Origin of the sequence: Peptoniphilus sp. HMSC075B08, assembly GCF_001815405.1 — a bacterium.
GTDB lineage: Bacteria > Bacillota > Clostridia > Tissierellales > Peptoniphilaceae > Peptoniphilus_A > Peptoniphilus_A harei.
On sequence record NZ_KV820459.1, the window covers coordinates 135,684 to 160,944 of the forward strand.

The window sequence follows — 25,261 nt, forward strand, 5'->3', positions numbered from 1 at the left end:
TAAAATGGAAAAAATAAAATTATATGACGAAAATGATAAAGAAGTTGAATTTTTTGTTGATGCAAAATTTTCTGTTGAGGACACTGATTATGTCGCACTCTATACAGACGAAGAAAATCCAGAAATTTATATATTAAAGGTAATTGAAGACGAAAATGGTGACGAACTTCTTGCTGGCATCGATGATGACGAGCTAGAAGTTGCAAGCAAGGCTTATGAAGAACTTTTAGACGAATTAGACGGTGAATAAATGGAAAGAAACATTGAACCTGTCAAAAAAATCTTAAAGGACAGTGGATATAAATACACTAAACAGAGAGCAAAGGTCTATGAAATTTTTCTGGACAACAAGGACAAACACTTGACTACAGAAGAAGTTTATAACTTAGTTGCAAAGAAGGACCCAGAAATGGGAATTGCAACTATATATAGGACCGTGCAATTATTCCACAAACTTGGAGTCTTAGATCAAATTGCATTTGATGACAATATTTTAAGATATGAACTAAGAGTACCCAATGAAGGCCATAGGCACCACCATCTCGTTTGCATAAATTGCGGCAAAGTAGAAGAAGTTGATATTGACAACTTAAATGAACTAGAAGCAAAGATAGAGAAAGATAAGAATTTTAAAATTGTTGACCACACTCTAAAATTTATGGGTTATTGCGAAGACTGCCAACACAAAATTGAGGAGAAGGCAAATTAATGAGAAACACAAATAAGGTGAAGATAATCCCACTGGGAGGACTTCACGAAATAGGAAAGAATCTTACACTAGTTGAATATAGAGATGATATTATCATCATAGACTGTGGTATGACTTTCCCAGAAGACGAAATGCTTGGTATTGATGTTGTAATACCAGATGTAACTTACCTAGAGAACAACAAGCACAGGATAAGAGGACTTGTCCTAACTCACGGTCACGAAGACCATATTGGTGCTATTCCCTATGTACTAAGAAAGTTAGACCTAGATATTTATGGAACTGGTCTAACAATTGGACTCCTAGAAAACAAATTAAAAGAACATAGACTTTCAAGGGATAAACTCCACGTAGTAAGTGCTGGAGATGTTGTTAAACTTGGCAAGATGGAAGTAGAATGGATTAATGTAAACCACTCTATTCCTGATGCCTGTGCTCTTGCAATAAAGACACCATTGGGATATGTTTACCACTCAGGTGACTTTAAGGTAGACTTCACTCCAATCAGTGGAGAACCTATTAACTTAACAAGGATTGCAGAAATTGGACAAAAGGGTGTACTAGCTATGATAGGTGAATCTACTAACGTCCTAAGAGAAGGCTACACAATGAGTGAGTCCAAGGTTGGAGAAACCTTTAATAGACTTTTCCAAAGTTTATCAGACAACAGGATTATAATTGCAACCTTTGCTTCCAACGTTCACAGGGTTCAACAAATTATTAACTCTGCTGAAAAATATGGCAGAAAAGTTGTCTTGTCTGGTAGGTCCATGGTAAATGTAACAGAAACAGCGAGAAAGCTTGGACAATTTAGGGTCAAAAAAGATACCTTTGTTGACATTAAGGATATGGACAAGTATGACGACAGTGAAATTGTATTAATAACAACAGGTTCACAAGGAGAGCCAATGTCAGCTCTTACAAGAATTGCCTATGGAGAACATAGAAAAATTCAACTTACACCAAATGATGCAGTTATACTTTCAGCAACTCCAATACCAGGAAATGAAAATGCTGTAACAAAGGTAATAAATAGACTTCTTGAAAGAGGAGCAAAGGTAATATATGAAACCCTATCAGAAATTCACGTTTCTGGTCACGCTTGTCAAGAAGAGTTAAAGCTAATATTAAGTCTAGTAAAACCAAAATACTTTATACCTGCCCATGGTGAAGTAAGACACCTTATGAAGCACGCAAAAATTGCACAGCAAATGGGCATGGATGAAAGAAACATTTTTATAATGGAAAATGGTAATTGTCTTGAGATTTCACAAAAGTCTGCAAAACTTGTGGGAGATGTTCCATCAGGAAATATCCTTGTTGACGGACTTGGAGTAGGTGATGTTGGTAACATCGTTCTAAGAGACAGAAGACACTTATCAGAAGACGGACTAATAATTGTTGTTATCTCCTTGACAAAAGAAGGCAAGGTTGTTTCAGGTCCTGACATTATATCAAGAGGCTTCGTTTACGTAAGAGAATCAGAAGACCTTATTGAAGATGCAAAAAATGTTGTTAGAAAAATCTTAAATGACGATTCACGCGACAACTTAAAGGATTGGAATGGACTTAAGTCTGATATACGAGATAACTTGAGATCATATATTTTCAAAAACACAAAGAGAAATCCTATGATTTTACCAATTATTATGGAGGTTTAGGATATTTAGGGAATCTAAGAGGTTCCCTTTTTTAGAGGAATTATGCCAAATATAAATTACGATTATATAGAAAACTATTTAAGAGATTTAAAAGAATTAAAAGATGAAAAGCTTCGCGAGATGATGGATTACGCAGAAGAAAATCACGTTCCAATAGTGGAGAGGGAAAGTGAAGAATTTATTAACTTTCTCCTCGCCATCCACAAGCCAAAGAAGATTCTTGAGCTTGGGACTGCCATAGGCTATTCTTCTATTTCCTTTGCCAAGAGAAATAAGTGCATAGAAAAAATCGACAGCGTAGAGTTAAGGGAAGAAATGGTAGAAATCGCAAGGAAAAATATTTCTGATGTGGGACTTGAAGACACAATAAAAGTTCACCACAGCGATGCCTATGACTTTCTTCTTGATTTGGAAGAAAAGTACGACTTTATATTTATAGATGCAGCTAAGGGTCAGTACGAAAAATATTTTGATGAGGCCCTAAAAAATTTGAATCATGGGGGAATAATTCTCTGCGACAATGTCCTCTTTAAAGGAATGATAGCAGAGGACTCCCTTGTAAAGAGAAGAAAAATAACAATTGTAAAAAGACTTAGAAAATTTTTAAAAGATATTTCTAGTGATGAGAGATTTGACTCATCAGTAATCCCCATTGGGGACGGAATACTTTTAGTGAGGAGAAAAGATGAAGAAGATTGAACTTTTAGCACCGGCAGGTGATATAAATAAATTAAAAACTGCAGTGGAATATGGTGCCGATGCAGTATATCTTGGAGGAGAAAGTTTTGGACTTAGGAAGGCTTCCAAAAATTTCTCCATGGAAGATATTAAATGGGCAACAGACTACCTACACGAGAGGGGAAAGAAGATTCACGTAACTTTAAATATCATTCCCCACAATGACGACATGGAAGGTGTAGAAGACTACATCAAAGAACTTTATGAAATTGGAGTTGACGCCCTAATAGTTGCAGATCCAGGTATGTTTATGAAGGTAAAGGAAGTTGCACCAGACTTCCCGATCCACATATCAACACAAGGATCAGTTACCAATGTGGAAACTGTAAAATTCTGGCAAAAACTGGGAGCAGAAAGAGTTGTAATGGCAAGAGAGCTTAGCCTAAAGGAAGTTGCCGACATTATAAAAGAAGTTGGCGACACAATAGAAGTTGAAACTTTTGCTCACGGTGCCATGTGCATGTCCTACTCAGGCAGATGTCTTTTGTCAAATTACATGACAGGAAGAGATGCCAACATGGGTGACTGCGCTCAACCTTGCAGGTACAAGTACAACCTAGTTGAAGAAAAGAGACCTGGAGAATACTTCCCAATAGAAGAACACGAAGAGGGAACTTTTATCATGAACTCCAAGGACCTTTGCATGATTGAACACATAGACGAAATGATTGAAGCTGGTATTGCCAGCCTTAAAATCGAAGGTCGTGTAAAAAGTGAATACTATCTTGCAACAGTAATTAGGTCTTACAGGATGGCAATCGATGCATATTATGCTGATCCAGAAAATTACAAGTACGACCCATCCCTATTAGAAGAAATTAAAAAAGTAAGTCACAGAGACTTCACGACAGGTTTCTTCTATGGACAAGCAAACGAAGACTCACAAGTTTATGAGGACAACTCTTATATCAGAGGTTACGACTTCGTGGGAATTGTCCTAGACTATGATGAGGAAACAAAGATTGCAACAATTGAACAAAGAAATAGGGTCTTTGTTGGGGAAGAAATTGAGATCTTTGGACCTGGCATAAAACACTTTGACTACAAGATAGAAAAGATGTTAGATGATAAGGACAGGGAAATAGACGTTGCAAACAAGGCAAAGCAAATTTTTAAAATTAAAATCGAAGAACCTATTAAAAAAGGATTTATTTTAAGGAGAGAAAATGAAGAATAAGGCCTGCATTATTGGAATATGTGGTGGAAGTGGTAGCGGCAAGAGCACTGTTACCAAGAAACTAATTGAACTAATTGGAAGAGACAATGTGTCAGTAATTGAGCAAGATTCCTACTACAAGGACCAGTCTAATTTGGATTTTGAAGAGAGGGTCAAGACAAACTATGACCATCCTCTTGCCTTTGACAATGACCTCTTATTTCAACACCTACAAATGTTAAAGGAAGGGAAGTCTATTGAGAAACCAATTTATAACTTCGCCCTCCACAACAGGAGTAAGGAAAAAGAAGTTGTTGAGCCAAAGCCAATTATTATTCTCGAGGGAATTTTAATTTTTAACGAGATCAATCTAATCGACATCATGGACATAAAAGTTTTTGTGGACACTGATGCCGATGTTAGGATAATAAGAAGGATTAAGAGAGATATGCTTGAGAGGGGAAGGTCCCTTGACTCAGTTATTGAGCAGTATCTTGCAACAGTTAGGCCATCACATCTTCAATTTGTTGAGCCTTCAAAAAGGTATGCGGACTTAATTATCCCAGAAGGTGGCGAAAATGAAGTTGCCATTGATATTTTGTACCAAAAAATAAAATCTTTGGTATAAAGTGTTTGACAATGGAAGACATCTGTGCTATTATTGTCTTTGTTATTAAAGAAGAAGTCCGCTTCTCACCTAATGGCACAGTCATTTAGGTTATTTGAAAATTACGATGAATTTGCGGGCATCTTTTTAGGTGCCCGCTTTTTTAATTTACGGAGGTGCTTAGAAATTAAAGAACTTCAAATCAATGAAGAGATAAGAGAAAAGGAAGTCAGATTAGTAGATGATGAGGGCAATCAACTTGGTGTTGTGTCCAAGAATCAAGCCATCGACATGGCTATATCTAAAAAACTGGACCTAGTAAAAGTTGCTCCAAATGCAAAACCACCAGTGTGCCGTATAATGGACTATGGTAAATACAGATACGAGCAAGAGAAAAAAGAAAAAGAAGCTAGAAAAAAGCAAAAGGTGATCAATGTTAAGGAACTTAGATTTAGTCCAAACATTGAAGATCATGACTTGAATACTAAAGCCAATAGAGCTATTGATTTCTTAAAAAACGGTGATAGAGTTAAGGTTTCAGTTAGATTTAGAGGTAGAGAGATGGGTCATACTGATCTTGGAAGAGAAGTTCTCGACAAGTTCTATGATTTAATTTCTGAGTATGGAGTTGTGGACAAAAAACCTAAAATGGAAGGAAGAAGTTTAGTTATGTTCCTTTCAGAAAGAAAAGACAGCGACAAGTCTGATAATTAAGGAGGATTTTTATGGCAAAGATGAAAACTCACAGAGCTTCCGCAAAGAGGTTTAAGAGAACTGGTTCTGGAAAGCTTAAGAGATTTTACGCTTTTAAAGGACATTTAACAGGTAAGAAATCTGCTAAGAGAATAAGAAAATTAAGAAAGAGCAGTACGGTTTCTAAAGGTGATCAAAGAAGAATTGATCACATGATCCCTTAATAGGAGGTAAAAATGGCTAGAGTAAAAAGAGGCGTTAACGCTAAAAAAAGACATAAGAATATACTAAAGCAATCCAAGGGATATTTTGGTGCTAAATCAAAATTATTTAGAACTGCTAACCAAGCTGTTATGAAATCTCTTAACTATGCTTACATTGGTAGAAAACAAAGAAAAAGAGATTTTAGAAAACTTTGGATTACAAGAATTAATGCAGCTGCAAGAATTAATGGCATGAGCTATTCAAAATTCATTAGCGGCCTTAAGAAAGCAAACATCACTATTAATAGAAAGATGCTTTCTGAAATGGCAATCAATGATCCAGCTGCTTTTGCAAAACTAGTTGAAATTGCAAAAGAACAATAAATAATTGCTCCCTTTTGGGAGCTTTTTTTGTATAATAAGTTTGAATAAATTTATTTAAAGAGGAAATTATGATTAGAAAATTAAAAAAGAATCCACCACTTATGGTTTGCCTTTCCTTCTTTGGCTTGATACTATTTGGGGCAATCTTATTAAATCTTCCCATGGCATCAGCTGATGGAAAGTCCATTGGATTTTTAAATGCTCTCTTCACATCAACATCAGCTTCTTGTGTAACGGGACTTATTGTTGCCAACACTGCCACTCAGTGGACAGTTTTCGGCAAACTTGTAATTATAACTTTGATACAAATTGGTGGACTGGGAACCATGGTCTTCCTGTCCTTAATCGCCCTTGCCTTTAATAAAAAAATTGGTATTTCTGAGAGAAGAATTATAAAAGAACAAACTAATGCTGATACAAGCAAGGGAATTATAAGGCTAGTAATTTATATCATAAAGTTTAGTTTAAGTGTAGAACTTATTGGGGCAGTCTTACTTGCTACAAGATTTATACCTGACTTTGGACTTCAAAAGGGAATTTTATTTTCTCTCTTCCATGCAGTTTCTGCCTTTTGTAACGCAGGTTTTGATATTCTTGGCAACTCCCTTGTGGACTATGTAGACAACATAACGGTAAACCTTGTTATTGCCTTTCTAATAATTTTTGGTGGACTAGGCTTTACAGTTTATATTGATATCTATAAGAAGAGGAGATTTAGGAACTTGAGCCTACACTCCAAGGTTGTTATTTCAATTACAGGAATATTGCTCTTACTGGGAACCATAGCCTACTTTATCTTGGAACACAAGAGTGCATCTATGGAAGGCTTGACCCTAAAGGGGAAATTTTTGGCATCCTTCTTTATGTCATCTTCTGCAAGGACTGCTGGCTTTAACTCCATAGACATTGGCAAGATGCAAGAAGGCTCAGTTATTGTAACTATTATGCTAATGTTCATTGGTGCGTCACCAGCATCAACTGGTGGCGGTATTAAGACCACAACTTTTGGTGTCTTGTTATTTTCAACCTTATCTGTTTTAAGGGGAAATGATGAAACAGAAATTTTTCACAAGACAATTCCACGTGACGCCCTCTTAAAGAGTCTTTGCATTTTTTCACTGGGCTCTGCCTTGGTAATTTTTTCTTCCCTTTGTATAACAATAATCGAAGGTGGAAAATTTTTGTATCTAGATATTTTATATGAAATTGTATCAGCCATTGGTACAGTAGGAGTTAGTAGAGGATTAACTGCCAACTTAAGTTCTCTTTCAAAGTTGATTATAATTGTTTTAATGTATCTTGGAAGGGTTGGGGCAGCTACTCTTGGAATAGGTCTTTTAAATAGGAAAAATAAGAAGCACACAAGATATTCATATGGGAAAATTATAGTGGGGTAAAAAATGAAGACATTTATTGTATTTGGCTGTGGTAGATTTGGTTCCACTGTGGCCACTAGATTATATGATTTGAAAAATGACGTTGTGGTCGTAGATTCAGACCATGAAAAAATTGATTTAATTAACGACAATGTAACAGAGGCAATTGTATGTGACCTTGAAGATGAAAAGGCAGTAGGAGAATTAGCTTTAAACAATTATGACGTGGCAATAGTCGCCATTGGTGAAAGCCTTGAACCAGCAATTATGGCAGTCCTTGCGTCTAAGGAAGCGGGGATTGGAAAAGTTATCGCCAAGGCAACATCCTATAGGTTTGGAAAAATTTTGTTAAAATGTGGAGCAGATAAAATTATTTTTCCAGAAAGAGATATGGGTTATAGAGTTGCGAATAATTTATCCAACAACAACTTGCTTGACTCCGATGAAATATCCAAGGGATACAGTTTTTATGATTTCAATGCACCTGTAAAAATGAGTGGAAAAGATTTGACTGAACTTGGACTTAGAGAAGACTACAACTTTAACATCTTGATGGTAAAGAGGAATGGTGAAAACTTTGTAAATCCAGGCTCTGATTTTAAGATTAAGGAAGATGACACTTTGACAGTTTTAGGTTCAGACAAGGACATCAAAAATTTTATAGAAGAAAACTAAAAATTATGAAAAAACAAAAAATAAGGACTAAGGCCTTTGAGACCTAGTCCTTATTTTTTTTTGCAAATTTTTATATAAATTTTCTTATTACGAAATAAAAGAAAAGTATTAGCCAAGCTATGACGTGACAAGTAATGTTGACTCTCTTTCTTATTTTTTCATTCTTAATAATTTTTGTGTACTCAGTTAAAAAATATCCTGCCAAGCAAATAAAATAAAGGGGAACTATTGTAAGATAAAACATAAAACCACCGCCTTATTTAATTTTATCACGAAAAAGCTATTAACCAATAAAAATTTATAAAATCCTCTTATTTACATATCTACATTTATAAACTACAATTAAATTAATACATAAAAGAAATGAAAGAGGTAATCTTATGAAAAAATTAAAAAAACTTTTACTTGTGGGCCTAGCAGCTACAACTTTAGTTGCCTGTGGCAAGACAACAGAAAATAAGACTCCAGAAGTAAAAGAACCAGAAAAAATAGTTTATTACACACCACTAACTCATGAAGAGAGAGATAACGAGGAACAAAAAAATAAAAAAATATTTGCAGTTATGCTTGATAACCACGACGATGCAAGGCCTCAAGCACAAATTTCCAAGGCCGACATAATCTATGAGTACAGGGTTGAGGGTGAGTTTACAAGATACATGGCCCTCTTCCAAAGCAACTTCCCAGAAAATGTGGGACCAGTTCGCTCTGCAAGACCTTACTTTGTCCAAACTGCCAAGGAATACAATGCAATTTATGCCCACTGGGGTGGATCAGAAGCAGGACTTGCTGAAGTAAGAAGTAGGAATGTTGTTGACCTTGATGGGATTGCACTTGAAGGGATTGTCTTCCACAGAAACAAGGACGTTGGCAAGCGTGCGCCCCACAATGGTTATATTTCCCTTCCAGAACTTGAAAATTATCTAGTGGAAAAGGGAGTTGACGTAAATGACAACACTGCATCTCTTAACTTCTACGACAAGAAAGCAAATATCGAAGGTCTTGATGTGGGGGAAATAACACTAAACTTTAACAAAAACTACAAGACAAACTTTATCTATGATGAAGCTACAGGAAAATACAAGTACATCCGTCAAGGTCAACCAGTTATTGACGAGGCAACAGGCCAAGAATTTGATACAGATAACCTTGTAGTCCTCTTCCAAAAGGGAGTTGTAGCTGGACCTAAGGGAACTTTAAAAATGGCAAACATAGGAAGTGGAACAGGCCTTCTTCTTCAAAAGGGAAAACTTGCCCCAATAACTTGGGAAAAGGAAAATGAAGATGCAGAAACAATCTTAAAATATCCTGATGAAACTGAAGTTAAATTCTGCCCAGGCAGAACTTTCTTCTCCATAGTTGATGAAGAAAGTAACGCAGTTTACCAAGTTCCAGAAACTGAAGGACAAGAAGGTCAAGAAGGGGAAGGAAACAATACAGAAAATCAAACCCCAGCCAAGCTTGAAAATCAAAAATAAAATTAAAAAATCTTCTTTTGGGTAAGAAAGACATAGAGGTGATTTTATGATTAATATGACAAAAATCGACTATGTAATAAATATAACTGGCGCGTCCTACGACATTGTGAGAAAGGCACTTTTAGATAGTGACGGCGACGTTGATGTGGCAATCTCTTATATTAGAGAAGGCAAGTACGATGTAAACATTGACCCATCAAAGGTTTATGAAAATGAGGAAGAAAAAGAATCTGACCCCAAGGGAGAAAGAAAAACTGGAAGAGAATATGTTGACGATGTTATAAACTATCTTGACGAAATTCTTGAAGCCATAAAGGAAATCTGGAGAAAGGGAAATGCCAGCAGGTTATTGGTGGAAAATAAGGGTGAAACTGTCCTATCACTTTCACTTACAACTTCTGCAATTGGTATGCTTCTAGCTTTACCAGCATCCCTACTTGGACTTTCTGCAGCCTATGTCTATGACTACTCCTTCAAGATCATCATGGACAATGGAGAAGTTATCGACGTTAAAGAATACCTAAAAGATAAGAGCAAATTTTTATAAAATTTATTAAAGTTAAGAGCCCCTCGGGGCTTTTTTCTTTAAGAAATGAGGAAAAAATGATAATTACAAGTAAAAATAACAATACATACAAATTTTTAAAGGGACTTTTGGAGAAAAAGCACAGACAAGAGAACAAGCTCTTCATGGTGGAGAAGCCTGTGGTTATTGAAGAGGCCGAGGGCTTTGAAATTAAGTATCTTGCCCTTAGTGAAACTGCCTATAAGGAAAATAAATTTGAAAATATTGTAAAAAATGTGGGACAAGACAAGATTTTTGTCTTTTCTGATCATATTTTCAAAAATCTCTGCGACGCTGTCACATCTCCTGGCATCATAGCCTACTATTCCTATCTTCACAAGGACTTTGACAGGACTTCTGGCAAATTTCTCTACCTTGACGACATAAGAGAGCCTGGCAACCTTGGGGGAATAATTCGTTCTGCTGATGCCCTGGGACTTGACGGCCTTATAATCTCTCCTGAGTCCTGCGACCTTTACAACCCAAAGACTGTGAGGTCCTCTATGTCTTCTATCTTTAGGCTGCCAATTTACTTTATGTCACGAGAGGACTTGGTTGATTTAGACTTCAATATTCTTGCAACTTCACTAGATAATTCCACTTCAACAAGGGACTATGACTTCAAGGACAAGGACATAGTTGTAATAGGCAACGAAGCTAAAGGAGTTTCGGACTTTTTAATGTCCCACGCAAAAGATTTTTTAAATATTCCAATTTCTCCTAAGGTTGACTCCCTTAATGCCAATGTTGCAGCATCAATTATAATTTACGAGATGATGAAATGACCTATGTATTAGTAGCAGAAAACTTTCCAAAAAAAGCTACCGATAAATTAAAAAAATATGGGGAAGTTGTGAGGACCAAGGCAAACACAAATGTCTTAAAGGGACTAGACACCCACCCAGATATCTTGGTTCATCCACTTCCCAGTGGAGATTTAGTTGTGGATAGGGATAATCTTGAATATTATAAAGAGATTTTTAAGGACAAAAAAGTTCTTCCATCTCATTCATCTTTATCGGCAAAATACCCAGGAGACATACATCTCAATGCCTTTGCCTTTAAAAAGATTTTCGTCCATAACTTAAAGCACACAGACCAAGTCATCCTAGACTACTATAAAAATCGTGGCTACGACCTGGTAAATATAAAGCAGGGTTATGCAAAATGCTCCTGCCTTGTAACCGATGACTTTGTCATCACAAGTGATGGAGGAATCTACGAGACCTTAAAGGACTTGATTCCCATTTATAAGATAGACCACGAACAAATTAAACTCCAAAACTTCAACTACGGTTTTATTGGTGGGGCAAGTGGAGTCTTGGGCAAAAAAATATTCTTCACAGGCGACTTTTCCCAACACTCCTCCCATGAAGAAATTTTAAAAATAATTAATAAATATGATTATGAAATTGAAATTTTGTCAAAAGACCCTATAGAAGACTACGGTTCTATTTATTTTATTTAAAACTTTTGTAAAAGTGACAAGCATAAAAGATGACCTTATAGAATGGTTAATTCCATCTTGTAAGGTCACCTTTTTTTATAAACATATACTATCTATTTATTTCCTTGTGAATAATTTTTTCATATAAAAATTTATTATCATAAAGGTAATCAAACATTAAAAAAGAAAGCAATTCTTTAAATAATAAATCTTCTTCAAGGTAAGATTCCATAGAAATACCAGAAATGTAAATCATCTCTGTTAGAAGTCTACCACTATTTGAAGATATATATTTAGTCTTTTCTTCAAGTATAAGAAAAAGAAAATCACCATACTCAGCCTCTCGTGGATCTACATATTCTATACTTTTTTCATTTTCTATAATTTTAAAGTAGCGAAAGGACATGTCCTTTATCTCAACATTTAGCTTATCATTTCCCATGGAATATTTTGCACTCTCACGAAGCATATCCTTCTTGTAAGAAGGTAGTTCTGAAAAATTAATTTCAACAAGGTCAAATTTATTTTTGAGATAATCTATAAGATCTTTTGAATCTCTCTCGCCAATAGGAATTAAATGCTTGAACATTTTAATTTGAGTTTCATAATCCATTTCACTTTTACATCTCCTCAAATGATTATTATATAAAATAATTTTAACTCCTCTTAGGGAGTTTTTTTTATTGACCTTTAATAAGTAAAGAGACAAGACCAGGCCAAGGACAAAAAATATTATTGAAGTGAAGGAGTGGTCCACGACTTTGAAAAAATAAATAATAAAAAAGTTATTGTAAAGGATTGGTATAAGGAATACATAGAAAAAATAAAAACTTCTATTTTTATAAATTAAGGGCAAAGAAATCAGAAGTGGCAATACAAAAGAGCTGAGCCCATAAGAATTTATAAAGGCAAAAAATCCATAAAAATTATCTTCTAAGACAGGTAGAATGGGAACAGATCCCATAACAATAAGAGTAATGATAAAATATTTTAACTTGTCCTTCATAAGCCCCTCCATAAATAAGATTTCTTAAATTATATCAAAAATCTTTTTTTAAAATATAGTTTTACCTCATATTGAAATTTAGATAAATTATCTTTTGTATAATTTTTATTCTTTCTTAACAAAATGGTCTTTGAACATTAAATCTAGGTAAATAAGTGATAAGGCAATTAGTGGATACCAATAAAAAGTTGAACTTACACTATTTCCTAAATAGTCAAGAAAATAAAATATAAAACTAAATTTAATATTTGGGCTACGATAATAACCATAAAATTGACTAAAGGCTGTATAAAGTCTAAATAGGATTGGAATAATAAATAATAAAGTTAATACAATTCTCTTTTTAGTTTTTATTTTCATAATTACCTCCAAAAAACTTTTCTTCTTAAATTATATCAAAAATAGAAAAATCTTGTTTTAAATAAATTCTCCTGGGTAATATATAGGAACGAGAGAAATGATAATTTCTCTTAAAATTATTCTTGAAGATATAAAAACTTTGTGTTATTATAGAAACAATTTTAAAAGAGACTTTGATAAGAAGAGTAGGATTTATAAAATTCTAAGAGAGGAAATGGCTGGTGAAAATTTCCAATTTTATATTTTTGAAAACTAACTTGGAGTCCCATAGCAAACTATGGCGTCAGGACGCGTTAAGTCCCTAGAGTTTAATTAAGGTGGAACCACGGTCATCGTCCTTTGGGATGGTGGCTTTTTTTATTATTAATTTTTAGGAGGATAAAATGATTATAAAATACCCAGACGGATCACAAAAAGAATACCAAAGTGGAGTTAAGGTATCTGAAATCACTGGAGACATATCCCAAGGTCTTTTAAGACAATCTCTTGGAGCAGTAGTTAACGGTGAAATTCTTGGCCTTGACGACAAGGTTTATGAAGATAGCGACTTCAAAGTTGTAAAATTTGAAGACAAGGAAGGAAAGCAAATTTTCTGGCACACTGCATCCCACATTATGGCTTATGCAATCCAAGAACTTTACCCAGAAGCAAAATTTGCAATTGGACCTTCAACTGAAACAGGCTTCTATTACGACCTTGACCTTGAACACAGATTTGTAGAAGAAGACTTCAAGGCAATAGAAGACAAGATGAAGGAAATTGCCAAGAAGGACCTTCCAGTAGAAAGAATTGAAATTTCAAGAGAAGAAGCTCTAGCTTACTTCAAAGAAAAAAACCAAGACTACAAGGTTGAACTAATAAATGACCTTCCAGAAGATGAAAAAATCACAATGTATAAGATTGGTGACTTCACTGACCTTTGCAAGGGACCTCACCTTCTTTCAACTAAGAAAATCAAGGCTATTAAACTTCTTTCAATAGCAGGTGCTTATTGGAGAGGGGACTCTGACAATAAGATGCTACAAAGAATTTATGGTATTGCCTTTGAAAAACAAAAACAATTAGACGAATACATTGAAAGACGTGAAGAAGCTGAAAAGAGAGACCACAGAAAACTTGGTAAAGAACTTGACCTCTTCAGCATGCACGAAGAAGGACCTGGTTTCCCATTCTTCCACCCAAATGGAATGGTTTTAAGAAACAACCTCCTAAACTGGTGGAGAGAAGTTCTTGAAGAAAATGGATACGGAGAAATCTTAACTCCAATTATCCTAAACGAAGCCCTATGGCATAGATCAGGCCACTGGGATCACTACAAGGACAACATGTACTTCACAAAGATTGACGACGGCGACTACGCAGTTAAACCAATGAACTGCCCAGGCTCAATCCTTGTTTACAATTCCAACAACCACTCTTATAGGGACCTTCCTATTAGACTTGCAGAATATGGTGTTGTTCATAGACACGAACTTTCTGGAGCATTACACGGCCTATTCAGAGTAAGAACATTTACTCAAGATGATGCTCACGTTTACTGCTTGTTCTCACAAGTTAAAGACGAAGTATTTAAGATGATTGACCTTGCAGATTACCTATACAGCACTTTTGGATTTAAATATTCAATTGAACTTTCTACAAGACCAGACGACTATATGGGAGATCTTGACGCTTGGAACCTTGCAGAAAAGAACCTAAAAGAAGCCCTAGAAGAAAAGAACCTTCCATACACAATTAACGAAGGCGATGGAGCTTTCTACGGTCCTAAGATTGACTTCCACCTAGAAGATGCCATTGGTAGAACTTGGCAATGTGGTACAATTCAACTTGACTTCCAACTTCCAGAAAACTTTGACCTAACTTACGTTGATGAAAATGGAGAAAGACAAAGACCAGTTATGCTTCACAGGGCCCTACTTGGATCAGTTGAAAGATTTATGGGTATCCTAATCGAACACTTTGCTGGTAAATTCCCACTATGGTTATCTCCAGTTCAAGTTGAAGTTATCCCTGTATCTGACAAGTTCAAGGATTATGCACAAAATCTTGCAGATAAACTTCACGCAGAAGGACTTAGAGTTCACCTAGATGGACGTACTGAAAAAGTTGGTTACAAGATTAGGGAAGCACAAGTTAAGAAGATCAACTACATGCTTGTAATTGGTGAAAAAGAAGAAACTTCTGGAAAGCTTTCTGTTAGAAAGAGAAGCGGGGAAGAAGTTCAAGATGTTGATGTAGATGAATTTATAGCTTCACTTAAAGAAGAAATCAAAAACAAGACAATAACTGAATAAGTTATACTTGAAAAACTTATAAATAAAAGATAAAATCACAGCAGGTCCTTGGGGCCTGCTATTTTTTGTGGAAATTATAAGGCTTGAGTTTCCTATGATGTGACAAAAATTTATAAAGCTTGAGTTTATTGTGATTTGTTAAAAATTTATTAACTAATAAATATGTGTAAGCTCATAAATTTTTATAAAGTAAGAAGCAATTACAAGCTCATAAATTTTTATAAAATAATAAAAAAACTAAAGCCATAAATATTTATAAAATTTCTTTACAAACCCATATTCATGTGATAGAATACATTGATGTAACCGCACAGAATAGGTTTTAAACTTCGGTGCCTAGGATGGCGAGTCTTGTAATGAGGAGGTGCTACAAATGTACGCAATTATTGAAACAGGCGGAAAGCAATATACTGTTGAAGCTGGTAACAAAATTAGAGTTGAAAAACTAGATGCAAAAGAAGGCGACGTTGTAACTTTTGACAAGGTTGTTTTTGTATCAGGTGACGAACCAAAAGTTGGTACTCCATATGTAGAGGGTGCTAAGGTTGAAGCTAAGGTACTAGCTCAAGATAAAGCTAAAAAAGTTATCGTTTATAAATACAAAGCTAAGAAAAACGAAAGAAAGAAAAAGGGTCACCGTCAACCATACACTTTAGTTGAAATCACAGGTATTAACTAATGACTAGGATTGACCTTTACAAAAAGGGCGATTATTACTATGGATTTAAGTCTTGTGGCCACGCAGAGGGAGACTTTGACACACTTGTCTGCTCCAGCATATCCACTCTCACTCAAACCCTATACTTTACCTTAATTGATAAGTTGGGGATAAGCGAAAGTGACATAAGTGACACACAGGGCGACGGACTGTTAAAAATAGAAATTTTAAAAAGTGAAATTTTTAAAAGAAATGATATTCAAACTTGTTTTGAATTTATGATTAAGGGGATAGAACTCATTGACGAGGCCTATCCAGGATATTTGACACTAAAGAAGGTGGAGGTGCAAAATGATTAAATTTGATTTATTGCTTTTTTCTTCTAAAAAAGGAGCAGGTTCTTCTAAGAACGGTCGTGACTCAAACTCAAAGAGACTTGGAGTTAAGAGAGGCGACGGACAATTTGTTCTAGCAGGTAACATCATCGTTAGACAAAGAGGAACAAAAATCCATCCAGGTGAAAATGTAATGAAAGGGTCAGATGACACTTTATTTGCAACAGCTGATGGAATTTTAAGATTCACAACTAAGGGCAAAGGCGGAAAGAAATTCGCTAATGTTTACCAAGAAGAAAAAGTTGAATTAGCATAAAGATAAAGCAAGGGAAACCTTGCTTTTATTTTTTTAAGAGTAAAGTCTAATTTTCACAAAGATTTTACATATTTGACATAAGGTTCAAGTTTTCACTACAATTCTGTGCTAATTCTGTGATATAATTTTAGAAAATGCGAGGTAAAAATGTTTATAGATATAGCTAAAATAAAATTAAAGGCCGGAAAAGGTGGAGATGGCGCTGTCGCTTGGAGAAGAGAAAAATTCGAACCAGCAGGAGGACCAGCTGGCGGCGACGGAGGCAGAGGTGGCAATGTAATTGTAATGACAGACTCTGGACTTCACACTTTGATGGACTTTAGATACAAAAGAGAATACAAGGCCGAAAATGGTCAAAATGGCATGAGCAAATTAAAATTTGGAAAAGATGGAGAGGACATTATCCTAAAGGTACCAGTCGGAACCCTAATTAGGGACGCCAACACTAATGGAGTTATCTACGACCTAAAGGAAAATAATATGTCTGTCACTGTCTGCAAGGGCGGCCGTGGCGGCATGGGCAATGCCAGATTCAAGACTTCCACTAGACAGGCACCAGCCTTTGCCCAAGCAGGCAACATGGGAGAAGAAAGAGAGATAATATTGGAACTTAAACTCCTTGCAGATGTGGGACTAGTTGGTTTTCCTAACGTAGGTAAGTCAACCCTTCTTTCCATAGTTACATCTGCTAGGCCGAAGATTGCCAACTATCACTTCACAACCCTTTCTCCAAACCTAGGTGTTGTAAAAATTGATGAAGGTGAATCCTTTGTTATAGCAGACATACCTGGACTAATTGAGGGAGCATCTGAAGGGATTGGTCTCGGCGACGAATTTCTAAAACACGTTGAGAGGACAGGAATCCTCATCCACGTCCTAGATGTTTCTGGTTCAGAATACAGGGATCCAGTGGAAGATTTCCACAAGATCAATGAAGAACTTGTGAGATACAATGAAAAACTGGGAGAAAAGAAGCAAATTATTTTTGCCAACAAGACAGATGTCCCAGGAGCAGAAGAAAACCTAGAAAAATTAAGAGAAGAACTTGGGGACAAGTACGAGATAATAGCTGGGTCTTGTGCCACAACAGAAAATGTTGACAAGCTAATGAAGGAAACTTATAGACTCCTTCAAGAAGTGGACTACGAAGACCACGAAACTTACGACATAGTCCACGTAGAAGAAGTTAAGAGAGAAGAGGGCATCAGGGTCTTCAAAGAACATGGAGAATACTTTGTTGAAGGACCTTACATTGACAAACTCCTTCGCTCCACAAACTTTGACGATTACGATTCACTTAAATACTTCCAAGAAAACCTTAGAAAGAATAAGGTTGTAGAAAAACTAGAAGAACTTGGGGCCCACGATGGCTGCTCAGTATTTATTGGCGAATACGAATTTGAATTTTTTGAATAAGCAGGTGATAGAATGTTAACAGGAAAAGAAAGATCTTATTTAAAGAGCCTTGCCCACAACATGGATCCACTTATCCAACTGGGAAAAGACGGGATCAACCAAGGCTTTTTAAATCAAATAGATAAACTTTTAGAAGACCACGAAATTGTAAAGATTAATGTCCTACAAAATGCACCAGTGGAAGTTGACGAAATAGTTGACGACATCCTTGATGCAACAGGGGCAGAATTTGTCCAAAAAATTGGCAAGAAGCTTACAATTTATAGGGAATCTAAAGAAAACAAACAAATAGAATTATAATGAAAAAGTACGGAATTTTTGGAGGCAGCTTCAACCCCATCCACTATGGTCACCTCATGATATGTGAGTACATCAAGGAGGAGATGGGTCTGGACAAGGTAATCTTTATCCCAACAGGCAACCCTCCCCACAAGGACCTTGGGGTTTCAGCAGAAGACAGGTATGAAATGGTAAGGCTTGCCATCTCCCCAAACCCAGACTTTGAAATATCTGACATAGAGACCACTAGGGTAAACTTATCCTACACAGTGGACACAATTAGGGAATTAAAAAAAATCTACAAAGAAGAAAAATTATACTTCTTAATAGGCTTGGACTCCCTCTTCCAACTTAAGACTTGGAAGAAGATAGGAGACCTATCACAAGAAATAGAATTTGTAGTTGCCTTACGACCAGGATATATCGACAAAGAAGAGATAAATAATGAGATAGACTTTTTGAGAGAGAACTTTGGGACAAGGATAAAACTTATTAAGACCCCACTCTATGAAATTTCTTCCACTGACCTAAGAGACAGAATTCATGAGGGCAAGTCTCTCAGATATCTAATTCCAAAAAAAGTTCTAGATTATATAGAAGAAAGTGGGTTTTACAAAGGTGACCTATAAACTTAAAAAATATGAAAAAGAAATAAGTGACAGGATAGGAGAAAAGAGATTTCTCCACACACTTAGGGTGAGAGACACTGCCATAGAACTTGCAAAGATCCATGGAGTAGACCAAGAAAAGGCAGAAGTGGCAGGGTTTTTGCACGACTGTGCCAAGATAAGAGATCATGACGACCTTATAAAGGCTGCCAAAAAATCTGGCCTTCTCCTCACAAAGGAGATGCATAAGGCACCCCAAATCATCCATTCCTATCTAGGGGCCATCTATGCCAGAGACCTCTACGGAATAGAAGATGAAGAAATCCTAAATGCCATTACTTACCACACAACAGGCAGGGCAAATATGTCAGACCTAGAAAAAATAATTTTCTTGGCAGACTACATCGAACCCATGAGAAACTTTGACGGAGTGGAAAGGGCAAGAGAGCTTGCAAGAGTAGACCTTGATGCAGCCATGTATTTCGCCTTAAATAATACATTAAAATTTTTAGTTGACCACGACACCTACATTGTGCCGGCAACAGTTACAGCTAGAAATTTTTATAAGGAGTTGAATCCTTGAAAACTTTTTTTAAAGCTTTTTTTACAACAATAATATTAATAATCATCCTTGCCCTAGGTGCTTTCGCAGCCTACTTCTACTTCTTCGAAGGAGAAGATGCAGATAAAATTGATGAGGGCGGCGAAAACCTACAATTTTTGATGCTGGGAGTAGACTCTCTTGACTCAAAGAAGGCAGAGAATGCAAGATCCGACACCATAATGGTGGTAAACCTAGACGGGAAGACAGGAAAAGTAAATATAATTTCAATCCCAAGAGACACTTACACAAAGATCGAGGGTTACAAAAAGACAAAAATCAACCACTCCTTCAAATACGGAGGAAGTGAACTTACTCTTGACACAGTGAACAAACTCCTTGGGACAGACATAAAATATTACGTCACAGTTGACTACAGATTTGTAGAAGATGTGGTAGACAAAATTGGTGGAGTAGAAGTTGACGTCCCAATAGACATGAAGTACGAGGACCCAACAGCAGATCCACCACTTACAATAGACATCAAGGCAGGCAGACAAAACCTAAAGGGCTACGATGCCATAGGATTTTTGAGATTTAGGAAGGGCTACAAGGACGCAGATCTTGGAAGGGTAAAGGCCCAACAACAATTTATGTCAGCCATCCTATCAAAGATGAAGGAACCAAAAACCCTAGCTAGGTCACCCCTCTTGCTTTCATCCTATGTATCCTACACAGAAAACAATATACCTGTGAAGAAACTCATAAAGATGGCGGCAAAAATGCGTCACGTGACAAGTGAAGACATAGTGACCAACACCCTACCAGGAACACCAAAATACATGGGAGGAGTGTCCTACTTCGTGCCAAACGAAAATAAAATACAAGTAATGCTATTAGAAAATAATTTTAAATAGGAGGTTTTATGATAACTCAAGAGAAATTATATATCATAGTAAAATCATGTGAAGACAAAAAGGGAATCGACATCAAGGTCCTAGACATCCAAGGTATGACATCAATCGCAGACTACTTCGTAGTAGTAAGTGGTAACTCATCTACACAAGTAGATGCCCTAGCAAGAGAAATTGACGAAAAATTATCTGAAAAGGGAGAAGGACCTCAAAACCTAGAAGGCAAGAACTCATCAAGATGGATTATCTTGGACTTTGGCGACATAATAGTCCACGTCTTCCACAAGGACGAGAGAGAATACTACAACCTAGAAAGATTGTGGGAAGAAAACCAAGACCCACAAGAGGAGGAATGAAATTATGGTAAAAACATTACACACAGACAAGGCACCTGGAGCAGTGGGACCTTATTCACAAGCAACAGAAGTTAACGGCTTTATATTCACATCAGGCCAACTTCCACTAGTTCCAGAAACAGGAGAACTAATCTCAGACGACATCAAAAAAGCAACAGCAAGAAGTCTTGACAACATCAAGGCAATCCTAGAAGAAGCAGGCTCAAGCATGGAAAAAGTTGTAAAAGTTAACATCTTCCTAGACGATGTAAATGACTTTGCACAAGTAAACGAAGTCTATGCAGAATATTTCACAAACCACAAACCAGCAAGATCTTGCGTAGAAGTAGCAAAGCTACCAAAGGGTGGCCTTCTAGAAATCGAAGCAATAGCAGTAAAATAATTTCTAAAGAGGACCCGAGAGGGTTCTTTTTTTATAAAAAAGAGGTAGACAAGATGAAAGAAATAAATATAAATGAAATAGATAGGATTGTGGACCCAATAGTAATAGACGTGCGTGAAGACTACGAGCTAGAAGAAACAGGAACCATAAAGGGCGCTATCCACATCCCCATGAATGAGATCCCAAATAGACTTAACGAAATCACAAAAGAAAGAGAAATCTATATCCTCTGCAGGTCAGGGGTGAGGTCCTACAACGTGGCAAAATACCTAAACGAGTTGGGATATGAAACCATAAACCTTGACGGCGGCATAATAAATTACAAGGGAGAGCTTTTTAAGTAAGGCATAGAAAATTATAATGTCACAAAAAAATCTTACTTATCTTTTACTTGTGACATGATAGTTTATTATGAAGTCAAAAATAAATTAGAAGTAATAAGAGAAAACAACTTAGAAAAAATTTAATAGAAAAACTAATCCCACAGGAGAAATCTTGTGGGATTTTTTTTGCCTAAGATCTTTTGCTCTCTATTACTTACAATTATTTTTAAAGTTTTTACTTAATAATTAAGTTACAATATCTTAAAAATTAAAAAAATTAATTAGAAACTTCTTAAAATTAGTTAGATTTAGAAAATATTTGTTGTCTTAATAGAACTTGAGAAGACATAAAAATACTAAGTCATAATAACTTACAAAATCAGAAAGACTTATAAGGTAACAATGACTTATGAGGTCATAAAAACTTATTGAATCATAAAAGCTTGTGAAGTCATAAAAATTTATTGGCTCACAAAAGTTTGTGAAGTTACAAAAACGTATGACTTAGGAAAAATTTCTTAAGTCATAAATTATTATTGACCTATAAAAACCTTTGACCTTCAAGAAGAAAAATAAATTAAAGATAAATACATACATAATACAAAAAAATTTGAAGTAAAAAATGAAATAGACTAAAGCATATAAACTGAAATGAAAAATTGTACAAAATAAATGCAATTTTTACCTGGGGGGGGGTATAAATCTTGTTAAGATAATGTAAATTCAGGCATTTATAGTATATATAACTAGATAAAATAATAATTATCTGGTATAATTATGAAATATAAATAGAAGATTATAAAAATACTCTATCTATTAGATTTATAGTTTACCAAAACCATAAATCATGAAGAAAAACTCATGAAAGGGGATAGATAAATTATATTATAGAAATATAAGAAATAGGAAAAAATTTACGAAAACTATAATCCAAATTAGAAAGGAGAAATAATGGATAATAAAAAGAAAAAATTCAACACCAATAGGGTTGCAGCCTATGCCCTATCAGGTGTAATGCTAGCAAGTGTTGTACCTTACAATGTATTTGCGAACACAAGTGAAATTAACAATGCGCTAGAAATAGCAGCAGAAAAAACACCTGGTGCGCAAAGAGCAGGAGAAGACAAAGTAGGACTTACTGAAGATCAAAAAGCCCACGCAGGAAAATCAGCAAATAACTGGGAAGAAACAATCGGAGAAGATAATGACTACTGGAAAGCACCAAAAGGATACAATAAAGCCAAAAACCTTGGTGGTCTTAACAACGGTGGTATGGGAGCTTTTGAAGTAAATTATCTTGGAACTTACACAGATGAAAAGGGAAGAGATATAATTAGACTAGAATGGAAAGGTGACTCAAGAACTGCAGAATCTGTATGGATGAATCAACTTTCATTGGCTTTTAAATTCCAAAAAGATTTGTTTGAAAAAATTGACTGGGATAGGTCTTATGTATATTCAACAAACAAAGGGGAACAAAAATTCCTATTTAACAACGTAAATGCTGCTGACTACCAAGCAGAATTCATGCTTTCACAGGTTACAGGTGATTATACTGGTAATATATACGAATTGCCTATGAACCTTGTTCTAAAAGAAGGAATAAAGATTTCTGACTTAGGAAAGAAGGACTTTCTTGTTCAACATAGAGGATATGATACAAAATATAAGGAAGTATTAGCAAACTTCCCTGGAACAGTAGGAACAAGAGAATTAAACGATGTTGATTATGGACAATTTACAAGATCAACAGTAATACCTCTAAACTCAAATCTTAAGAGCACTGTAATTCCTCCAAATTCAAACAAAGAATCTAACAGACTCAGCTTTGGATCTAGTGAGTATGATAGTGAAAACAAGGTTGTTAAGACAAAACACTACTATAGAAAATCAGACTCTATTGATTCATATTTAGGAAATGTTGGATTTAAGCAATCATTTGATGCAAGGCTTCTTGACCTCTTAAAAGAAGATGATCAAGGAAACGTAGCTTACCTTGACGTAAGGGGAATTGACGACGAGAAAGCATACTCAGATACACCAAAAGTCGGGATTAAGAGAAATCAAATCAATGTTAAAGATGGTGTTGCTACAATATATGTTGTAGGATCTGATTTTGAATCAAACTTAGATAAAACTGGTAATAAAGTAGTTCGTGCTACCTCAGGAAATATTAAAACAGGTATATTTTCTACACTATTCAAGACAGCTACAATTAACTATGTAAATACGACAATTGAATATAATGTAGATGAAGATATGATTTCTAAGCTATTCCCACAAAATAAATATCTTCAATCATATGCCTTTGAGAGTGGCTTCATCCATGAAAATAAGAATGGTTTTTTAAGGTCTGAACAAGAAGTTAAAAATGAAACTGTTATTAATAAGGGCAGCAAACTTACTTTAGAATTTAAAGATCAAATGAAGGATAAAGGAAACCAATATGTTATGCAAATTGGTGATACCTACCACTTAATGAATGATAAATCTGCTCCAAGTCGTGCAAATGATTTTGAAACTATCACTGAGAGAAATGCTGGCGGTATTGGTAATGCTAGAAACATGAAATATGACATCGATATGAAGGCTGGTAGAACCCTATCTGCAGGTGAAAAAATCAGACTTTGGATTATCAATGACAATGGACATAAATATGAAAGCCAAAGCTGGAGACTATATATTAACAATGGTGATGCAACAAAAGATGTAGATATAGTTAATGTCGAAGGTGAAAACTTTGAAAGAGACTACAATCCATACTACTTCCAACACTCTAAGAGCGTTGATGGTGCTATGGTTACAAAACAAAAATATGTACCACAAGTAGAAGAAATTTTTGATACTGATACTGAAATAAAAGGTACTGTTCGAAGAGATGAAAATAACGTAACTGGTTACTATATGACACCAGAAGGGTCTAAATTCTACTTTAACTTAGTTAAATCTGAAAATTCTGATAAAGCTAGAGCGATTTTCCTAGATGAAAATGGTAGAGAAGTAGAAAAAGGCGATAGAAAATTTGATGAAGTTTATAACTATGCTTTAGGTCAATTTAAATCTGAAGATGGAAAAGAAACTCTAGAACTTAAGAAAGATATGCCTATCTATATCAACAATGCTAGAGAAGGACAATTCCCATCAGATCCAGTTATCGAAAAAGTTAAGTCAAGAGTAACATTTGACCAAAACTACGAAGGAAAACCTGAAGATACAGTAGTAGTAGCTCCAGAAAACGAACAAGCTCTAGGAAATGCTGGCTATGAAGCAAACGGTCTTGACTATAATGGCAAAAACGTAATGCCAGAAAACCCAACAAGAGAAGGCTATATCTTCAAGGGCTGGGCAACAACAGCTGACGCTACAGAAGCAGACTTCACAAAAGATACTCCTATTACAGAGTCACTAAAAGTTTATGCAGTATGGGTAAGTGAAGATGAAGTAAAAGACGCTGACAAATATACACCAAAATATACCGACTCTGATGCTGAAGTAGGTAAACAAACAACAATAACTGCTCCTAACTTCACAGACAAAGATGGAAAAGATACTACAAAACCAGAAGGAACAAAATTTGCTCTAGGCGAAGATGCTCCACAAGGTGCAGAAATCGATGAAAACACAGGAGAAATCAAATATACACCTGCTGAAGAAGACAAAGATAAAGAAGTTAAGATTCCTGTAGTAGTAACTTATCCAGATAAATCAACAGATAATGTAGATGCAAAAGTTACTGTTGTTCAACCAGAAGATAAGAAGACAAAAGTAACTGGAGAAGCAA

At 35.5% G+C, this 25,261-nt stretch carries 30 protein-coding genes and 1 other annotated feature; of the genes, 28 read left to right on the forward strand and 2 right to left on the reverse strand.

The window, feature by feature from the left end:
* Positions 1-4 precede the first annotated feature (4 nt).
* The 15 genes from HMPREF3023_RS08455 (at position 5) to HMPREF3023_RS08525 (ending at position 11,713) form a co-directional block, all read left to right on the forward strand.
* On the forward strand, positions 5-250 hold the full coding sequence (locus HMPREF3023_RS08455) for a DUF1292 domain-containing protein (protein ID WP_070702563.1): 246 nt from the start codon (positions 5-7) through the stop codon (positions 248-250).
* The gene (locus HMPREF3023_RS08460; RefSeq protein WP_070702564.1) at positions 251-709 is read left to right on the forward strand and encodes a Fur family transcriptional regulator; all 459 of its coding nucleotides are present in this window, start codon (positions 251-253) and stop codon (positions 707-709) included.
* Positions 709-2,370, forward strand: coding sequence for a ribonuclease J (locus HMPREF3023_RS08465; RefSeq protein ID WP_070702566.1), 1,662 nt, complete (start codon positions 709-711; stop codon positions 2,368-2,370). The genes HMPREF3023_RS08460 and HMPREF3023_RS08465 overlap by 1 nt, the downstream gene beginning before the upstream one ends.
* 42 nt (positions 2,371-2,412) lie before the next feature.
* On the forward strand, positions 2,413-3,069 hold the full coding sequence (locus HMPREF3023_RS08470) for an O-methyltransferase (RefSeq protein ID WP_070702568.1): 657 nt from the start codon (positions 2,413-2,415) through the stop codon (positions 3,067-3,069).
* Complete coding sequence (locus tag HMPREF3023_RS08475; RefSeq protein WP_070702570.1) at positions 3,056-4,285, forward strand: peptidase U32 family protein; 1,230 nt, start codon at positions 3,056-3,058, stop codon at positions 4,283-4,285. The genes HMPREF3023_RS08470 and HMPREF3023_RS08475 overlap by 14 nt, the downstream gene beginning before the upstream one ends.
* Entirely contained in the window at positions 4,275-4,892 is a 618-nt protein-coding gene (gene udk / locus HMPREF3023_RS08480) for a uridine kinase (protein WP_070702572.1), read from the forward strand. The genes HMPREF3023_RS08475 and udk overlap by 11 nt, the downstream gene beginning before the upstream one ends.
* Positions 4,893-4,934: 42 nt before the next feature.
* Positions 4,935-5,044, forward strand: a sequence feature (ribosomal protein L20 leader region).
* On the forward strand, positions 4,965-5,585 hold the full coding sequence (infC, locus tag HMPREF3023_RS08485) for a translation initiation factor IF-3 (protein ID WP_246829204.1): 621 nt from the start codon (positions 4,965-4,967) through the stop codon (positions 5,583-5,585). It overlaps the preceding feature by 80 nt.
* 11 nt (positions 5,586-5,596) lie before the next feature.
* Positions 5,597-5,788: a 50S ribosomal protein L35 gene (rpmI, locus tag HMPREF3023_RS08490; protein ID WP_070702574.1), complete on the forward strand. Its 192-nt coding sequence runs from the start codon at positions 5,597-5,599 to the stop codon at positions 5,786-5,788.
* A gap of 12 nt (positions 5,789-5,800) precedes the next feature.
* On the forward strand, positions 5,801-6,151 hold the full coding sequence (gene rplT, locus HMPREF3023_RS08495; RefSeq protein ID WP_070702576.1) for a 50S ribosomal protein L20: 351 nt from the start codon (positions 5,801-5,803) through the stop codon (positions 6,149-6,151).
* A gap of 68 nt (positions 6,152-6,219) precedes the next feature.
* Positions 6,220-7,548, forward strand: coding sequence for a TrkH family potassium uptake protein (locus HMPREF3023_RS08500; protein WP_070702578.1), 1,329 nt, complete (start codon positions 6,220-6,222; stop codon positions 7,546-7,548).
* A 3-nt stretch (positions 7,549-7,551) separates the two neighbouring features.
* Positions 7,552-8,202, forward strand: a complete 651-nt coding sequence (locus tag HMPREF3023_RS08505; protein WP_070702580.1) for a potassium channel family protein — start codon at positions 7,552-7,554, stop codon at positions 8,200-8,202.
* 380 nt (positions 8,203-8,582) lie between these two features.
* Positions 8,583-9,680: a DUF3048 domain-containing protein gene (locus tag HMPREF3023_RS08510; protein WP_070702582.1), complete on the forward strand. Its 1,098-nt coding sequence runs from the start codon at positions 8,583-8,585 to the stop codon at positions 9,678-9,680.
* 46 nt (positions 9,681-9,726) lie between these two features.
* Positions 9,727-10,227 (forward strand): DUF4342 domain-containing protein, encoded by a 501-nt coding sequence (locus HMPREF3023_RS08515; protein WP_070702584.1) that lies wholly within the window; start codon positions 9,727-9,729, stop codon positions 10,225-10,227.
* Positions 10,228-10,283: 56 nt separating this feature from the next.
* Positions 10,284-11,030: a TrmH family RNA methyltransferase gene (locus HMPREF3023_RS08520; RefSeq protein ID WP_070702586.1), complete on the forward strand. Its 747-nt coding sequence runs from the start codon at positions 10,284-10,286 to the stop codon at positions 11,028-11,030.
* Positions 11,027-11,713, forward strand: a complete 687-nt coding sequence (locus HMPREF3023_RS08525; protein WP_070702587.1) for a DUF6873 family GME fold protein — start codon at positions 11,027-11,029, stop codon at positions 11,711-11,713. Before HMPREF3023_RS08520 ends, HMPREF3023_RS08525 begins: the two co-directional genes overlap by 4 nt.
* A gap of 88 nt (positions 11,714-11,801) precedes the next feature.
* Here HMPREF3023_RS08525 and HMPREF3023_RS09560 read toward each other — a convergent pair whose 3' ends face one another.
* Entirely contained in the window at positions 11,802-12,698 is an 897-nt protein-coding gene (locus HMPREF3023_RS09560; RefSeq protein ID WP_210400925.1) for a hypothetical protein, read from the reverse strand.
* A gap of 105 nt (positions 12,699-12,803) precedes the next feature.
* Complete coding sequence (locus HMPREF3023_RS08535; RefSeq protein ID WP_070702589.1) at positions 12,804-13,058, reverse strand: hypothetical protein; 255 nt, start codon at positions 13,056-13,058, stop codon at positions 12,804-12,806.
* A 383-nt stretch (positions 13,059-13,441) separates the two neighbouring features.
* Here HMPREF3023_RS08535 and thrS point away from each other — a divergent pair, with 383 nt between their 5' ends.
* From thrS to HMPREF3023_RS08600, 13 genes are all read left to right on the forward strand, one after another.
* Complete coding sequence (thrS, locus tag HMPREF3023_RS08540; RefSeq protein ID WP_070702591.1) at positions 13,442-15,352, forward strand: threonine--tRNA ligase; 1,911 nt, start codon at positions 13,442-13,444, stop codon at positions 15,350-15,352.
* A gap of 373 nt (positions 15,353-15,725) precedes the next feature.
* On the forward strand, positions 15,726-16,031 hold the full coding sequence (rplU, locus tag HMPREF3023_RS08545) for a 50S ribosomal protein L21 (RefSeq protein ID WP_070702593.1): 306 nt from the start codon (positions 15,726-15,728) through the stop codon (positions 16,029-16,031).
* Complete coding sequence (locus HMPREF3023_RS08550) at positions 16,031-16,369, forward strand: ribosomal-processing cysteine protease Prp (RefSeq protein ID WP_070702595.1); 339 nt, start codon at positions 16,031-16,033, stop codon at positions 16,367-16,369. The genes rplU and HMPREF3023_RS08550 overlap by 1 nt, the downstream gene beginning before the upstream one ends.
* Positions 16,362-16,661 carry a 50S ribosomal protein L27 gene (gene rpmA, locus HMPREF3023_RS08555; protein WP_019138550.1) on the forward strand — a complete coding sequence of 100 codons (300 nt, stop codon included), beginning with the start codon at positions 16,362-16,364 and terminating at the stop codon, positions 16,659-16,661. The genes HMPREF3023_RS08550 and rpmA overlap by 8 nt, the downstream gene beginning before the upstream one ends.
* A 147-nt stretch (positions 16,662-16,808) precedes the next feature.
* Positions 16,809-18,077 (forward strand): GTPase ObgE, encoded by a 1,269-nt coding sequence (gene obgE, locus HMPREF3023_RS08560; protein WP_070702597.1) that lies wholly within the window; start codon positions 16,809-16,811, stop codon positions 18,075-18,077.
* A 12-nt stretch (positions 18,078-18,089) separates the two neighbouring features.
* Positions 18,090-18,377 (forward strand): ribosome assembly RNA-binding protein YhbY, encoded by a 288-nt coding sequence (gene yhbY, locus HMPREF3023_RS08565; RefSeq protein ID WP_070702600.1) that lies wholly within the window; start codon positions 18,090-18,092, stop codon positions 18,375-18,377.
* On the forward strand, positions 18,377-18,985 hold the full coding sequence (nadD, locus tag HMPREF3023_RS08570) for a nicotinate-nucleotide adenylyltransferase (protein ID WP_070702602.1): 609 nt from the start codon (positions 18,377-18,379) through the stop codon (positions 18,983-18,985). The genes yhbY and nadD overlap by 1 nt, the downstream gene beginning before the upstream one ends.
* Positions 18,975-19,547: a bis(5'-nucleosyl)-tetraphosphatase (symmetrical) YqeK gene (gene yqeK / locus HMPREF3023_RS08575; protein WP_070702603.1), complete on the forward strand. Its 573-nt coding sequence runs from the start codon at positions 18,975-18,977 to the stop codon at positions 19,545-19,547. Before nadD ends, yqeK begins: the two co-directional genes overlap by 11 nt.
* Entirely contained in the window at positions 19,544-20,422 is an 879-nt protein-coding gene (locus HMPREF3023_RS08580) for an LCP family protein (protein ID WP_070702605.1), read from the forward strand. Before yqeK ends, HMPREF3023_RS08580 begins: the two co-directional genes overlap by 4 nt.
* An 8-nt stretch (positions 20,423-20,430) precedes the next feature.
* Positions 20,431-20,775 (forward strand): ribosome silencing factor, encoded by a 345-nt coding sequence (gene rsfS, locus HMPREF3023_RS08585; protein WP_070702607.1) that lies wholly within the window; start codon positions 20,431-20,433, stop codon positions 20,773-20,775.
* Between the two features lie 4 nt (positions 20,776-20,779).
* The gene (locus HMPREF3023_RS08590; protein ID WP_070702609.1) at positions 20,780-21,157 is read left to right on the forward strand and encodes a RidA family protein; all 378 of its coding nucleotides are present in this window, start codon (positions 20,780-20,782) and stop codon (positions 21,155-21,157) included.
* 53 nt (positions 21,158-21,210) lie between these two features.
* Positions 21,211-21,501, forward strand: a complete 291-nt coding sequence (locus HMPREF3023_RS08595) for a rhodanese-like domain-containing protein (protein ID WP_070702611.1) — start codon at positions 21,211-21,213, stop codon at positions 21,499-21,501.
* Between the two features lie 930 nt (positions 21,502-22,431).
* A partial coding sequence (locus HMPREF3023_RS08600) for a Rib/alpha-like domain-containing protein (protein WP_210400926.1) occupies positions 22,432-25,261 on the forward strand: 2,830 nt, incomplete at its 3' end.